General features: G+C 67.3%; 13 protein-coding genes. 7 read left to right on the top strand and 6 right to left on the bottom strand.

Annotated elements, in window-relative coordinates; all coding sequences use genetic code 11:
• Positions 1-42 precede the first annotated feature (42 nt).
• Complete coding sequence (locus ACFOW8_RS21050; RefSeq protein ID WP_378552793.1) at positions 43-690, bottom strand: TetR family transcriptional regulator; 648 nt, start codon at positions 688-690, stop codon at positions 43-45.
• A 143-nt stretch (positions 691-833) separates the two neighbouring features.
• Between ACFOW8_RS21050 and ACFOW8_RS21055 the strand changes: the two genes are divergently transcribed.
• The 3 genes from ACFOW8_RS21055 to ACFOW8_RS21065 are packed head-to-tail and all read left to right on the top strand — an operon-like array spanning position 834 to position 3414.
• A complete protein-coding gene (locus ACFOW8_RS21055; protein WP_378552794.1) occupies positions 834-1925 on the top strand; it encodes a ferredoxin reductase in 1092 nt (363 codons plus the stop codon).
• 34 nt (positions 1926-1959) lie between these two features.
• The gene (locus ACFOW8_RS21060; protein ID WP_378552795.1) at positions 1960-3108 is read left to right on the top strand and encodes a fatty acid desaturase family protein; all 1149 of its coding nucleotides are present in this window, start codon (positions 1960-1962) and stop codon (positions 3106-3108) included.
• Between the two features lie 3 nt (positions 3109-3111).
• The gene (locus ACFOW8_RS21065; protein ID WP_378552797.1) at positions 3112-3414 is read left to right on the top strand and encodes a hypothetical protein; all 303 of its coding nucleotides are present in this window, start codon (positions 3112-3114) and stop codon (positions 3412-3414) included.
• Between the two features lie 3 nt (positions 3415-3417).
• On the opposite strand, the gene ACFOW8_RS21070 is transcribed toward ACFOW8_RS21065, so the two are convergent.
• Positions 3418-3948, bottom strand: coding sequence for a DUF4254 domain-containing protein (locus tag ACFOW8_RS21070; RefSeq protein WP_378552798.1), 531 nt, complete (start codon positions 3946-3948; stop codon positions 3418-3420).
• 348 nt (positions 3949-4296) lie between these two features.
• On the opposite strand from ACFOW8_RS21070, the gene ACFOW8_RS21075 reads away from it, so the two are divergent.
• A complete protein-coding gene (locus ACFOW8_RS21075; protein ID WP_378552800.1) occupies positions 4297-4617 on the top strand; it encodes a hypothetical protein in 321 nt (106 codons plus the stop codon).
• Positions 4618-4623: 6 nt separating this feature from the next.
• Here the strand turns inward: ACFOW8_RS21075 and ACFOW8_RS21080 are convergent, their stop codons facing one another.
• The 4 genes from ACFOW8_RS21080 to ACFOW8_RS21095 form a co-directional block, all read right to left on the bottom strand.
• Positions 4624-5613 (bottom strand): ABC transporter ATP-binding protein, encoded by a 990-nt coding sequence (locus ACFOW8_RS21080; protein ID WP_378553182.1) that lies wholly within the window; start codon positions 5611-5613, stop codon positions 4624-4626.
• A 2-nt stretch (positions 5614-5615) separates the two neighbouring features.
• Entirely contained in the window at positions 5616-6449 is an 834-nt protein-coding gene (locus ACFOW8_RS21085; RefSeq protein ID WP_378552802.1) for an ABC transporter permease, read from the bottom strand.
• The gene (locus ACFOW8_RS21090; RefSeq protein ID WP_378552803.1) at positions 6442-7290 is read right to left on the bottom strand and encodes an ABC transporter permease; all 849 of its coding nucleotides are present in this window, start codon (positions 7288-7290) and stop codon (positions 6442-6444) included. The genes ACFOW8_RS21085 and ACFOW8_RS21090 overlap by 8 nt, the downstream gene beginning before the upstream one ends.
• Before the next feature lie 75 nt (positions 7291-7365).
• Positions 7366-8733 (bottom strand): ATP-binding protein, encoded by a 1368-nt coding sequence (locus ACFOW8_RS21095; RefSeq protein ID WP_378552805.1) that lies wholly within the window; start codon positions 8731-8733, stop codon positions 7366-7368.
• Between the two features lie 530 nt (positions 8734-9263).
• Between ACFOW8_RS21095 and ACFOW8_RS21100 the strand changes: the two genes are divergently transcribed.
• The 3 genes from ACFOW8_RS21100 (at position 9264) to ACFOW8_RS21110 (ending at position 13198) form a co-directional block, all read left to right on the top strand.
• Positions 9264-10574, top strand: a complete 1311-nt coding sequence (locus ACFOW8_RS21100) for a DUF1254 domain-containing protein (RefSeq protein WP_378552807.1) — start codon at positions 9264-9266, stop codon at positions 10572-10574.
• 357 nt (positions 10575-10931) lie between these two features.
• The gene (locus tag ACFOW8_RS21105) at positions 10932-11108 is read left to right on the top strand and encodes a hypothetical protein (protein ID WP_378552810.1); all 177 of its coding nucleotides are present in this window, start codon (positions 10932-10934) and stop codon (positions 11106-11108) included.
• A gap of 392 nt (positions 11109-11500) precedes the next feature.
• Positions 11501-13198: an aldehyde dehydrogenase family protein gene (locus ACFOW8_RS21110; protein WP_378553185.1), complete on the top strand. Its 1698-nt coding sequence runs from the start codon at positions 11501-11503 to the stop codon at positions 13196-13198.
• Positions 13199-13429: the final 231 nt, after the last annotated feature.

The raw sequence follows: 13429 nt of genomic DNA on the forward strand, positions 1-13429 counted from the left end.
TACACCATGGACCGCATGCGGCGACAGCAGCGGAAAGGATCCTCAGTCAGCGGCTTTGGGAATCCAGCCGCCGATGCCGAGGGCGATCAGGCGCATCTGCATGACGGTGCGTTCCACCACCGCGGGCTCCTCGCGCGCAGTCGCCGCGACATAGGCGGCGATGCCGTCGGTGACCGTGGTGACCAGTAGGTCGGCCGCGATCTCGAGCTCGGTGGTGCTCCAGCTGTCAAGGGCGCGCAACCGGGACAGATCAGCGACGATCTCGCGCACGATCAGCTGCATCTCCCGCGCGATCGCCTGGCGCAGCGGCGCGGGCCCGCCGTGGCGCTCGCGGATGAGGAATCCGAACAGCGCGCGTTTGGCCGCCACCTGCTCGAACACGAACCGGACGGTATCGGCCATGTGCGCGTCCGGCTTCCGCCTGACCTCGCGCAGGGCGAGCCGCAGCGCCGTCACGCCCTCGTCGACGAGGGTGGCGCCCAGATCGTCGAGTGAGGCGAAATGTCGATAGAACGCGGTCGGCACGATGCCGGCCGAGCGTGCGATCTCCCGCAGGCTCAACGCCGCGAAGCCGCGGTCGGCGGCCAGCGTGAGGGTGCCGTCGAGAAGGGCAGCCCTGGTGTGCGCCTTGCGCTCGTTGCGGGTTCCTGCCTGCTCAGTCACATCGGTGAGCATACATCCGTGCACCATAGTCGCTTCCCTCGAGATGTTGCCCGGCTCACATCATTGCCGGTTGACAGCTGGCCGGGTCAGTCCGGCACACTAGTGAGTGTACAGGCGTGCACTGAAATATGACGGGCATGCCGAGGGACTTCCGCAGAGGGGCAAGACGCATGGTTGGCTTGATCGACCTGGTGCAGACGCTGACGACGCCGCACCCGCTGGACCGGTATCTGGAGCTGGTCAGCCCGGCGCTGACCGCACGGGAGCTGCGTGCCGAGATCACCCACGTCTCGCACGCCGTGCCTGGCTCGGTGACGCTCACCCTGCGCGCCTCACGGCAGTGGCGCGGGCACACCGCGGGCCAGTACGTGCAGATCGGGGTGTCGATCGACGGCGTTCGGCACACCCGCTGCTACTCGCCGATCGACCCGGAGACCAAGGGCGACCGCTTCCTCCAGCTCACCGTCCGGCAGCACCCGGGCGGTCTGGTCTCGAACTACCTGCACGAGCACGCCAGGCCCGGCATGGTCGTCGACCTCGCGCCCGCCGCCGGTGTCTTCGCGCTACCGGCGCCGCGGCCCGAGCGGGTGCTGCTGATCAGCGGCGGCAGCGGGATCACCCCGGTGCTGTCGATGCTGCGCACCCTCGACGCCGAGGGGTTCACCGGCGAAGTCACCTTCCTGCACTACGCCAGGCAGCCCGAGCTGGTACCGCACCGCGCGGAACTGACCGCCGTCACCAACCGCCGCCCCAACATCCGGGTGGAGTATCGCTACCCGGTCGAGCCGGGCACCGTGGTGAACGGCGAGACCTCGCCCGGCAGCGGGTTCTTCGACTACGACGAACTCGAGCGGGTGGCGCCCTGGTACGCCGAGTCGCAGGTCTTCGTCTGTGGTCCGCCGCCACTGATGCGCGCCGTGCGCACTGTGTTCGAGGCCGAGGATCTCGGCGATCGGGTGCACACCGAGGAGTTCACCCTCACCACCGTGCCGGCCGATCCGGCCGAGGCGACCGGCACGATCACCTTCTCCGACAGCGATGTCGCCACCGGCAACACCGGCGCGTCCCTGCTCGACCAGGCCGAATCGGCCGGCCTGACCCCGGAGTACGGCTGCCGCATGGGGATCTGCTTCTCCTGCACCGCCACCAAGGTCTCCGGCTGCACCCGCAACCTGCGCACCGGCGAACTCGACGCCGATCCGGACAAGCAGATCCAGATCTGCGTCAACACCGCCGTCGGCGACGTCGACATCGCCCTCTAACCCACCGCAGACAACCACAAGGGGAGACACCGCCATGACGATTCTTACCGAAGGCAAAGACGGCCCGGTCATCCTGACCCCCGAGCAGGTCGAGGAACTGGGCCAGGCGCTCGACGACCTGCGCGCGCGCATCGAGGCCGATCTCGGTGAACGCGACCGCGACTACATCTACAAGATCATCAAAACCCAGCGCGGGTTCGAGATCGCCGGGCGCGGGCTGATGTACCTGGGCTTCCTGCCGCCGTTCTGGCTGGCCGGGGTGGCCGCCCTCGGGGTGTCGAAGATCCTCGACAACATGGAGATCGGCCACAACGTCATGCACGGCCAGTACGACTGGATGCGTGAGCGCGGCATCAACTCCCGCGAGTTCGACTGGGACACCGTGTGCCCGGCCGACCAGTGGAAGCACTCGCACAACTACATGCACCACACCTACACCAACGTCCACGACATGGACCGCGACATCGGTTACGGCATCCTGCGCATCGACGAGGGTCAGAAGTGGAACCCGTACTACCTGGGCAACCCGGTCTACGCCTTCCTGCTGATGGTGCTGTTCGAGTGGGGCGTGATGCTGCACGACCTCGAGGCCGACAACATCGTCGCGGGCAAGCGCACCTGGGCGGAGGTGAAGCCGCTGCTGAAGGGGCAGGCCAGGAAGGCGAGCAAGCAGGTCCTCAAGGACTACGTGATGTTCCCGCTGCTCACCGGCCCGCTGTTCCTGCATACCCTGGCAGGCAACGCCGCGGCCAACCTGGTGCGCAACCTGTGGACCTTCTCGATCATCTTCTGCGGCCACTTCCCCGCCGGTGTACAGACGTTCACCAAGGAGGAGACCGAGGTCGAGACCCGCGGTGAGTGGTACGTCCGGCAGATGCTCGGCTCCGCCAACATCAAGGGCTCCAAGCTCTTCCACATCATGTCGGGCAACCTGTCGCACCAGATCGAGCACCATCTGTTCCCCGACATCCCGGCCAACCGGTACCCGGAGATGGCGCCCGAGGTGAAGGCTCTGGCCGACAAGTACGGCCTGCCCTACAACACCGGTCGCTTCTCGAAGCAGATCGGCTCGGTGTGGGCGAAGATCTTCCTGCTCGCGGTGCCCGATCGCTTCGTCAAGAGGAGCGCAAAGCCCAGTGTTATCGTGATGCGTAATCGGAAGGCGACCGAAGTGGGCGTGTAGACAATGATCGGGAAATTCGAAGCCAACAAGGATCTCGTCCAGGAACTGACGTCCTCCGGTGCCAGGCATGTCGGCAATATCGCGGCCCTGATCACCGGAACGGTGGCCGAGGTGGCGCGGGAGATCGGCGAGTTCATCACCGACGCGATCGAGATGAACGAGGCGGCCACCGCGGCCCGCCGCGACGCCGAGCAGAAGCTCGACACCGAGCCGGTACGTGAGTTCACCGAGTCCGTCGACCTCGACGAGCCGGAGCCGGCTTCCGCCGACGTCACCGATGCGGCCGTGCCCGGCGACAAGTCCTGATCCTCACCACACCGGCAGCCGCCTGCGGTGCTCGGTGACATCGGTGATCAGGTCACGGTAGCCATCGGTCAGCTCGGCCAACCGGCACCAGTGCAGATGGGTACGTGCCTCCCGCTGCCGCGGTGTCGTCATCTCGACCGTATCGCCGCCCAGCGCCCGCTGGGCGGCGATCCATTTCGCGGCCATCCGGTCGATCACCGCGCCGAGGGTCTCGGTGTGCAGCGAGGCGCCCGCACGATGGGCCACGTTCGCGGCCACCCAGTCGTCGATACGGGCGATGAGCCCGCCGCGATCGGCGTCGATGTCGTCGATCAGCCTGCCGCAGGCCGCGACCCGGCTGCTCGGCGCGTCCGGTGCGCGGGCAGCGTCGAGCGCGGCGCGTCTGCGATCGTGACAGCGGGCGAGTGCGCTCGCCGCGTCGAGCACGTGATGGCGGCTGGTGCCCCGCTCTCCGCGGTCGAGAAAGGCGCGGATCAGCGCCGACGGTGGTGGGAGTTGCGCGGAATCCACCTGAAGGCCGGGATCGATCGGCATGGTGCACGCCCCTGGGGAGAAACGAGCTTCGGATACGTCGGAGCCAGGGAGAGCTCGTTCGTGGAGGCGCTCCCCGGCTCCGGCGCAGCCCCACCCGGGCGTCGACGAAATGTCCGCGACGCTGCGGTGGGTAGTCGGCCCGGGATTGGGGACGCTTCCAGGAAAGCGCGATCCGGCGCGGGCGCGCAATAGTATGGTGTACGAATCTCCGGGCCAGTGGAAATCGTTATCGACCGTTACGGCGGGATCACCACCACACTTCCCCTGGGTAACCGAGTGGCACATTGCCGGCAATCGAGTCGGCGGTGTCGGCCGGCGCGGTGGCCACATGTACTAGCCTCGACAAATGTGCCCGCCTACGTGTCCTCGCCCGAGCTGACGTTCGGGTTCCTGTTCGCCCTGGAAGACCCGCAGCGAATCGCCGACGTCGTCGGCGATCTGATGGAGCGGCGCGCGATCTCGGTGTTCCGGATCGCGCGGCTGTCCGACAACGCGGGGCCGCCGGAGCGCTTCGTGGTGAACTGGGCCGCGATTCCGCAGATCACCATCACCACCAGCGCGCCCGAGGCCACCGACCTGCGCGAACAGCGGATCATGCTGGTCAACGCGTTCCTCGGGGAGAACGGCGAGGTCAGCCTGTACTCGGGAACCCCGAACGCGCCGAGCTGAATCCGCTCACCGCGCCGATTCGTAGATCCGGCGCACCACGTCCTCGATGCCGGGCTCCTCGATCGAGAGGTCGCGCACCTTCGCCCGATCCGACACCGCGGCCAGTAACGCCGCCGCGGTGGTGTGTTCGGCGTCGAAGGCCAGCCGCTGGCGCATGCCGCCCGCCTCGCTGGACAGCAGCTGCGCGCCGCACGGCAGATCGTCGAGATCCGGGGACGGCACCGCCAGATCCACGACGAGTACCCGCCGCGCGCCGACGGTCGCGCCGAGCCCGGCCAGTGAACCGTCGTACACCAGCCTGCCGTGATCGACGACGAGCACCCGCTCGCACAGTCGCTCGATATCGCCCATGTCGTGGGTGGTGAGCAGCAGCGTGGTGCCGCGCTCGATTCGCTCGGCCCGCAGGAATTCCCGCAGCCGCTGCTTGGAGATCACGTCGAGGCCGATGGTCGGCTCGTCCAGGATCACCAGTTCCGGCGAATGCAGCAGCGCTGCGGCCACTTCCGCGCGCATCCGCTGGCCGAGGGAGAGCTGGCGCACCGGGATGTCGAGCGTGTCGGCCATCTCGAGCTGCTCGACCAGTTCGTGCGTGCGTTTGTCGGCGACATCGGGATCGAGCCGGTGGATCGCGGCCAGAATCGAGAACGATTCGTGCAGCGGCAGATCCCACCACAGTTGCGAACGCTGGCCGAAGACCACGCCGATCCGGGACGCCAGCTCCCTGCGCTGGCGGACCGGTTCCAGACCGCAGGTGCGCACCGATCCGGTGGTGGGGACCAGGATGCCGGTGAGCATCTTGATCGTCGTCGACTTGCCTGCGCCGTTGGCGCCGATATAGCCGACGGCGGAGCCACGCTCGACCCGGAAACTCATCCGGTCCACGGCGGTGATGGTGTCGCGGTGTCTGCGCCAGCGGCTGCCGTTCTTGCGGTACACCGTGAACTGCCGGGTGAGGTCGTCGATGTCGATGATCGGTTCGCCGCCGTGCTCATCCATCGTCATCCCCCTCCTCCCTGATAGTGCCTCGTCCCTATCCGCCACGCCGCGAACGCCAATATCCACACCCATGCTGCCGCGATCGGGGTCAGCCAGGCCGACCACGCGGGAAACAACGGCGGCCCCGGGAGGCCGAGCAGCGCGATCGTCGGCACATAGGCGGTGAACGCGACGGGAATCGCGAACCCGAACAACAGCTTCAGCGGGGCCGGGAACACCGAGGCCGGCTGCATCGCGGCGAAGGAACCGCCGTAGGTGAAACTGTTGGTGAGCTCGGCACCGTCGATCAGGAAGAACTGTAGTCCGGCCGCGCAGACGAAAAGGCCACAGAACAGTGCGATTCCACTGATCAGGGTGATCACGATCAAGGCAACGGGGCCGATGCCCCAGTCGATTTCGTTGCGCCACAGCCCGACCCCCAACACGATCACCGCTACGGCGGCGCGCGCCAGTCTGCGCAGTGAGATATCGCTGGTGATCAGCTGTAACAGCAGCGGCTGCGGGCGAAGATGATAGGCGTCGAGGGTGCCCATGCGGATCATCGTCGGCAGTGAATCGAGATGGCCGACCAGCACCTGGGCCAGCGCGAACGAGGTGTTCGACAGGCCGAAGAGCAACAGCGCCGCGTTCACGTCCAGGCCGCCGAGCACGCCGACGTTGTGGAAGATGACCCACACCTCGCCGAACTCGACCAGGCCGATCAGGAACGCGCTGAACACCTCGGTGACGAACGAGACCCGGTACACCTGCTGTGCTTTCACACGCGAACGCAATACTGCGAGGTAGGGGGTGAACCAGGTTCCGGACACGATCCGCGCGGAATCCGGTTCACCCACCCTGTACCTCCAGCCTGCGTTGTCCCGCTCGCAACAACACCCTGCCGAGCAGGCCTATCGCCAGTACCCAGAAGCACTGGATCCCAACGGTGATCAGTGCGTCCATCCCGGCGGCCCGCCCGGACAGCGTATCGATAGGGGCCTGGAGAATGGACGGAAACGGTGTAGCCATCGCGATGAACCACAACCAGTCGGGAAACATGTGAACCGGGACGAAGAGCCCGGCGAGGAAGGTGCCGACGATCTGGTACAGCACCCGGATCCCGCGGATCTCCACCACCCAGAACCCGATGAGCGCCACCGCGAACAGACACAGGAACGACAACGCCACCGCGAGCAGCACACTGGCGAGGCCGAGCAGGTAGGCCACCGGCGATGTCGGCATCGCCAGCCCGAAGGTGGCCGCCCCGATGATGATGCTCGGTACTCCGCGGGGCAGGAAAGTGCAGGCGGCCCTGCCCATGTCCGTGGCGAGATAGCTCAGCTGGATGTCGACCGGGCGCAGGAAATCGATGGCGACGTCACCGGATTTGATCCGGTCGACCAGATCCAGTGGCGGGCCCATGAACTGGGTCGCTCCGAGCAGCGCCTGCGACAGCCACACGTACGCGGCGATGGTGCCCTCGGTGTAGCCGCCGAAATCGTCGGCGGCCCTGACCGCGGCGACCAGTACCGCAGCGCGGACGAAGCCGAACACGGCATTGGTGAACAGTCCGGCGAACATTGCCAGCTTGTATTGGGCCTGCCGCCGGAACCCGGCCTTGGCGAGCTTCCAGTAGACGCCGAACACGCACGGCCCGCGGCAACGTGACAGCGCGAGGGCGAGTCGACCGTCCCCCACCACAATGCCCCGCACAATCAGTCAACTCTAGGCCGTTACCGGGCAATCCGGACGAGATCGCCGCGATCGTGACGACTACCGCAGCGGCACCCGCACGTCGGCGCCGCCCTCTGGGGTGATCCTGCTATTGACCTTCGCCAGCGCGGGCGCTGGCACGAAACCACCGGCGAACAGCGCCTCACCCTGGCGGAACCAGGGGGAGCGGTCGAGTAGCGCCGCGGGCGCGTACCCGAAGTAGGTGCCGAGCTCGGTGAGGTCGAGCGGTGAGGTCATCTTCATCAGGGCGAGGTTGTCGCACTGGGAGAGAATGCCGGGGTGCACCTTCGATGGCCGCTGCGTCGACAGCAGCAGCCACAGGCCGAACTTGCGGCCCTCGGCGGCGATCTGGATCAGCCGCTCGCGCACCGCGATCGCGATCGGCGAATCCAGCCGGGGGGAGGCCAGATTGTGCGCCTCGTCGATCACCAGCAGCACCGGTCTGCGTTCCTCGCGCCGGGCCCACAGATCGTCGAGCAGGGCCAGCGCGACCACGAGCTGCTGTGCGGCGGTGGAGAATCCGCCCAGGTCGAGCACCGTCGCGTCCGGGCGCTGGCCGACCACATCGGTCACCGCTCGGTCGGCGCGGGCCCAGACCTCCCAGTCGAGCAGGCCGAGGTTCTCGATCCGCATCGCGAGGCGACGCTGCGCGGGGGACTCGGCGGCGCGCAGGGCGGGTAGCACATGGTCGAGTTCGGCGTTGGACAGCTCGTCGGCCAGATGGATGAGCTCGTTGAACTCCTCGCGGTCCGCGATCGGGTCGATGCGCAGTACCGCCGCCTTCGACGCCAGCGGCAGTTCGGTGAATCTGGCGCGCAGGGGCGGATCGGAGTGTGGCCGCAGTACCCGGATATCGCGGTCAGCGAGGGCCGCTGCGGTCGGGCCCGTGGCCGGATCGGCCTCGCCGAGCCGGACGAAATCGGAATTGGGGTCGAAGATCACCACCGGCAGCGCGGTGTGGGCGATCAGCTGTTCGAGCACCACGCCGAGCGCGTAGGTCTTGCCCGAACCGCTCTGCCCGCACCAGAAGGTGTGCCGGTTGAACCGGGTCGGCAGCAGCCGGGCCGGGCCGCCGGGCGGGGTGAGATTCACCCCCACCTCCAGCACCGCGCCGGTGGTGTCGTGCAGGGTCTGCACCGTCGCCGCGTCGACCAGTTCGACCGCGCCGTCGGTGAACGGATAGCCGGCGCCGGTGTCGATCCCGTCCCCGGTCACCGCACCGATCAATCGGCCGCGCAGCCGGACCGGTGTGGTCTCGGCGCGCTCCTCGACCAGCGCGAGCTGGCGCCGGTCGCCGGCGATGATCACCGCAAGCGACCCGGCGACCAGCGCACTGCCGGTGGCGTCGGAGACTACGAACGAGCGGCCGTCCTCCGACCGCGCACTGGGTTGACTGTTCGTCGGCACCCAGCGATCATCTCACCCGATCCGCGCTGCGCTCGGCGACGCGTCGACGGTCACGGGTCCTCAGTGCTCCGGGAAACCGGTCGCGAACAAGATCGCGATGATCACGGAGCTGACCACGGAAATGGCGAGAATGATCCACATGGGTGGGAAGATTACCCGCCCGCCGCGGCTGTCCCACCATCGCGGTGGGCGGAAGGCGGGGCGGAGGGTCACCACCTCACCGGTTCCGCGGGTGCGGCCAGGTCGGGTCCGCCTGCGTCGTACGCCCTGATCCGCTTGTCGTGCGGCCACGTCGCGGTGCCGCGCCGTCCCGCCGCGTACCGCAACGACCTCGACCGGGGCGATCACGCCGTGACTGCTCCGGCACGCCACCGGACCCCGCGCCGCCGGGCCCGTCTCGGCCCGGTCCACCCGGTGTTGGCCCCGGTCAGGGCAGATCATCCGGGCGAGGTGCCGCGCTCGCGACGCCTAGACTGGCCACCGATGCGTGACTGAAACCGGCAGGATCCCGATCCATGGTGGAGGCGTCGATGAGCGTGTTGTCCAGCGATCCGCGAACTCTCGCCTACGAGGCGTATGTCTACCTGTATTCGCTGGTGACGATGGATGTCACGCGCAGGCAGCAGACCAACTCGCCCGCCGGTTCGACGCCGGGTTTCGGCCCACCCAACGAGTTCCATCACATGTACACACTGCCCGACGTCGACTTCCGGGCGGTGGTGCGCCCGAACTTCGACACGCTGTACTCCTCGGCCTGGCTGGACCTCACGCACGGACCGGTGCGCATCCACATCCCCGACAGCAACGACAGATACTTCATGCTGCCGATGCTCGACGCGTGGACCGACGCGTTCGCCAGTCCAGGCAAGCGCACGACCGGCACGGCGGCCCAGGACTATGTCGTCGTCGGGCCGGGCCGTCGCGACGCGCTGCCCGAGGGCGTCCCGGTGATCGAAGCACCGACCCCGATGGTGTGGGTGATCGGGCGGACCCAGGCCAACGGACCCGACGACTACGCGACGGTCAACGAATTCCAGAACGGGCTGGCCATCACCGAACTCGGCGACCGGCCCCCGTTCACCGCCGACCCGGCCCAGGTCAGCCGGGTCGAGCCACTCCGCCAGGTCAACGAGATGAGCGCGACCGAGTTCTTCACCCTGGCCTGCGCCGTGCTGAAGACCGTCCCGGCGCACCCGACCGACTTCGCGGTGCTCGCCCGGATCGCCCAGCTCGGTATCGTGCCTGGCCGGGATTTCGACGCGACCCGTTTCTCCTCGGCCGAGCTGGCCGAGATCGACGCGGGCGTCGCCGCCGCGCGCACGGACCTGGTCGCCGCGAGGACGACGATGATCCCGGCGATCGACGGGTGGATGAGTATCCTGTCCACCATCGGCGTCTACGGCAACGACTACTTCCGGCGTTCGGCGGTCACCCTGGTCGGTCTCGGCGCCAACAGCGCCGAGGACGCCGTCTACCCGCTGCTGGTCCACGATGCGGCGGGTAACCCCCTCACCGGCGACAGCGATTACGTCCTCCATTTCGACGCCGACAGGCTGCCCCCGGTCGCGGCGTTCTGGTCGGTCACCATGTACGACATCGAGGGCTTCCAGATCCCCAACGAACTGAACCGTTACGCCCTCGGCGACCGCGACCCCCTGCACTACAACCCAGACGGTTCCCTCGACATCGTGATCGCGCACAAGAACCCCGGCCCCGACCGCGAAGCGAATTGGCTCCCCGCACCCCGCGGCCCCATGGGCATCACCCTGCGCCTCTACGCCCCCGACGCCACGGTCCTCGACGGCACCTGGACCCCACCGCCGGTCACCAAGGTGCCCTGAGAGCTGCCACCAGCGGCGATCCCGATCTCCTCGCGCGCAGCTCAGCAGATCTTCCGCGGTTCAACGACGCGCTTGTCCGAGTTCCCGGACGGAAACGCCCGGAAACCCGACACCAGCACCAACACGCGCCCCCGGCGGGGCACATCGAAGATGGGAACGCGGGTGACCGGGGAATCTGCCCTGGTCAACTGGTTGTCGAGGCGGAGTTCGCCTTGAGCTGAGAAAAGATGCGCTGCTCTGCCTCGCCGGGGAGTCGACCTCCTCGGCCGGTGCGCCGATGCCTGGAACGAAGCGTCCAGGCGCTACATATCACTCACGAGCTGGGGCGCCGGCAGTGGATCACCTGAGGCCAACGGCATGCCGTCCTACCTGTCCTCGGTCGCCGGCGACAAACGGAGCTGCCACGTCGTCACCGATTCCGCGCTGACCGCATCGGAACCGGGTACGCCGGCACCCGCCATGTACTGGGCGCAGTGGGCAACGTCTCTGCTCGACCTCAGGTACGCCCACTGGGCGGCCGCCCGTACCGGCTGACGACGCTGCACATCGGCCTGGAGTGGCATGAACTCCCCGGTCTGCGCAGCATTCCCGACCTGATTACACCGGCTAAGCAGGCCGCTGACCTGCACCGGGCAGCATTTGACCACCCCCCGGCGATCGACGGTTCGAACGCGCGCCGCCCAGCTCTACGGCGAGGGGGAGTTGCCAGGTCGTCGCAAATCCGAAGCCGAGGCGCACTTACGCGAAGCTTTCGCTCCGCAGGCTCGGCGCCGCACCGTGGGCACAACGCGACCGTGCCGAACCGGACGCGACCGGCACGCTCGCGCCGACCGGGGTTGTTTCGGCCTTACGTGGGCGGTGAACGGTCGCCGAGTTCGTGTTACGTAACTCCTTGTAGCCGAGTAAATCCCGTGGACAGTGGAGGAATGACAAAGACAGTCGATTGCGCCGTGCTCGACCGGGCGCTGGCGGATCTGGGCAGTGGTGAGAAGGTCTGGTCGAAGACGACTCTGGCCGAGCGTCGGGAACTGCTGAGTCGTGTTCATGTCTTGACTGGTCGGTATGCGGCGGACTGGGTCCGCGCGGCAATCGAGATCAAGAGTCTGAACGAGGGCTCGCCACTGGTGGGCGAAGAGTGGATGTCGGGGCCGCTCGCTCTACTACAGGCGCTCGAAGCTCTGGGGGACACCCTGGCGGCGCTCGCCGACGGTCGGAGCCCGCTGGACGGTGTGAAGATCGGCGCCGCGCCCGGCGGTCGCATCGCAGTGCCGGTGCTGCCGTTCGACACGCTGGATAAGCTTGTCCTCAACGGATTTCGTGCCGACGTCTGGCTGCGCCCCGGCGTCGACGCGGGAACCGCCCGGCGCCGCGCCGGCCTGGCGCAGCTCGACCCGACTACCACCGGGGGAATCGGTGTGGTCCTGGGTGCCGGCAACATCATGTCGATTCCTCCGCTGGATGTTCTCTACGAGTTGTTCGCGCACAATCGGGTGGTCGCGCTGAAACTGAACCCGATCACCGATCCGTTGTTGCCGGTATTCGAGAAGATCTTCGCGCCCTTCATCGGCCTCGGCGCGCTGCGCATTCTGCGTGGTGGCGCCGCCGAAGGCGGATACCTCGTCGAGCATCCCGCCGTCGCTCACGTTCACATGACCGGCGGTACGCAGACTCACGACGCGATCGTGTGGGGCCATGGCGCCGCGGGGGACAAGCGACGCCGGTCCGGTAAGCCGCTGTTGGACAAGCCGATCACCAGCGAGCTCGGTGGCGTCTCGCCGACGATCGTGGTTCCCGGGCCGTGGAATGACGACGATGTGAAGTTCCAGGCCGAACATGTAGCCACCTCGCGACTGCACAACGGCGGCTACAACTGCATCGCCGTGCAAGTCGTCGTCGTAAGCCGGGACTGGGAGCACAAGGCGCAGTTCCTCGACGAACTACGCGTGGCGCTGCGGCGGGCGCCTCAGCGCGACGCCTACTACCCCGGCAGCGCGGGGCGGGTCGACGCGGCGCTGAAATCCTATCCCGACGCGACAGAGTTCGGTGGGCGGGTGTTGGTCGAGAATCTGCCGACCACTGACAGCCCGCTGCTGCGCACCGAGTACTTCTCCCCGGTGCTCGGCGTCGTCGAGCTCCCCGGCGACGGTGCGGAATTCCTCACGAGCGCGGTGGAGTTCGCCAACAACGAATTGATGGGCACGCTCGGAGCCAACGTCTTGGCACATCCGGCTACGCTCGCGGAACTGGGTCCGGCGTTCGACCACGCGATCGAGAGTCTGCGGTACGGCACCATCGCGGTGAACGCGTGGACCGGGCTGGCGTTCGGCATCGCGCGAGCGGCCTGGGGCGCCTACCCCGGCCACACTCTCGCCGATATCCAGAGCGGCACGGGCGTCGTCCACAATGCGCTGTTGCTCGACGATGTCGAACGGACTGTGGTGCGGGGACCGTTCCGGCCCGCACCTCGAGCATTGCTGTCCGGAATGTTCACGCTCAGCCCGAAACCACCGTGGTTCGTTACCAACCGAACCGCGGTGGCTACCGGGCGGGATCTTGTCGAGTTCTACGCGCGTCGCCGCTACGCGAAACTTCTGAAGGTCTTCTGCTCGGCACTGGCAGGCTGACCTGCTCTCTCGGCAAACAGCTCGGCACGGCAACCGTGGAACGGTTGCCGTGCCGAGCTGTTTGCCATGTTCCGAGCGGGTCGGACTTTCGTAACGAGCGCACCGTCGAACGGGTTGTTGCCGTTGTCGTAGGGTCGTAACCTTTTCTCAGGGTGCCGCCGACAATGGTGTCGGAGAATCTCTGATGTTTCATGCTCGAGGTATCCGGAATTTCGCGACTTTTGTCGAAAC

It is taken from the genome of Nocardia rhizosphaerae, assembly GCF_042650365.1.
In the GTDB taxonomy this organism is placed as follows: Bacteria; Actinomycetota; Actinomycetes; order Mycobacteriales; family Mycobacteriaceae; genus Nocardia; species Nocardia rhizosphaerae.

Bases quoted from the DNA above. Each gene is read 5' to 3' on its own strand.
- ACFOW8_RS21105 (WP_378552810.1), top strand. From the start codon at position 10,932: ATGCCGTCCTACCTGTCCTCGGTCGCCGGCGACAAACGGAGCTGCCAC.
- ACFOW8_RS21110 (WP_378553185.1), top strand. From the start codon at position 11,501: ATGACAAAGACAGTCGATTGCGCCGTGCTCGACCGGGCGCTGGCGGAT.
- ACFOW8_RS21100 (WP_378552807.1), top strand. From the start codon at position 9,264: ATGAGCGTGTTGTCCAGCGATCCGCGAACTCTCGCCTACGAGGCGTAT.
- ACFOW8_RS21060 (WP_378552795.1), top strand. From the start codon at position 1,960: ATGACGATTCTTACCGAAGGCAAAGACGGCCCGGTCATCCTGACCCCC.
- ACFOW8_RS21065 (WP_378552797.1), top strand. From the start codon at position 3,112: ATGATCGGGAAATTCGAAGCCAACAAGGATCTCGTCCAGGAACTGACG.
- ACFOW8_RS21050 (WP_378552793.1), bottom strand. From the start codon at position 690: ATGGTGCACGGATGTATGCTCACCGATGTGACTGAGCAGGCAGGAACC.
- ACFOW8_RS21055 (WP_378552794.1), top strand. From the start codon at position 834: ATGGTTGGCTTGATCGACCTGGTGCAGACGCTGACGACGCCGCACCCG.
- ACFOW8_RS21070 (WP_378552798.1), bottom strand. From the start codon at position 3,948: ATGCCGATCGATCCCGGCCTTCAGGTGGATTCCGCGCAACTCCCACCA.
- ACFOW8_RS21080 (WP_378553182.1), bottom strand. From the start codon at position 5,613: ATGGATGAGCACGGCGGCGAACCGATCATCGACATCGACGACCTCACC.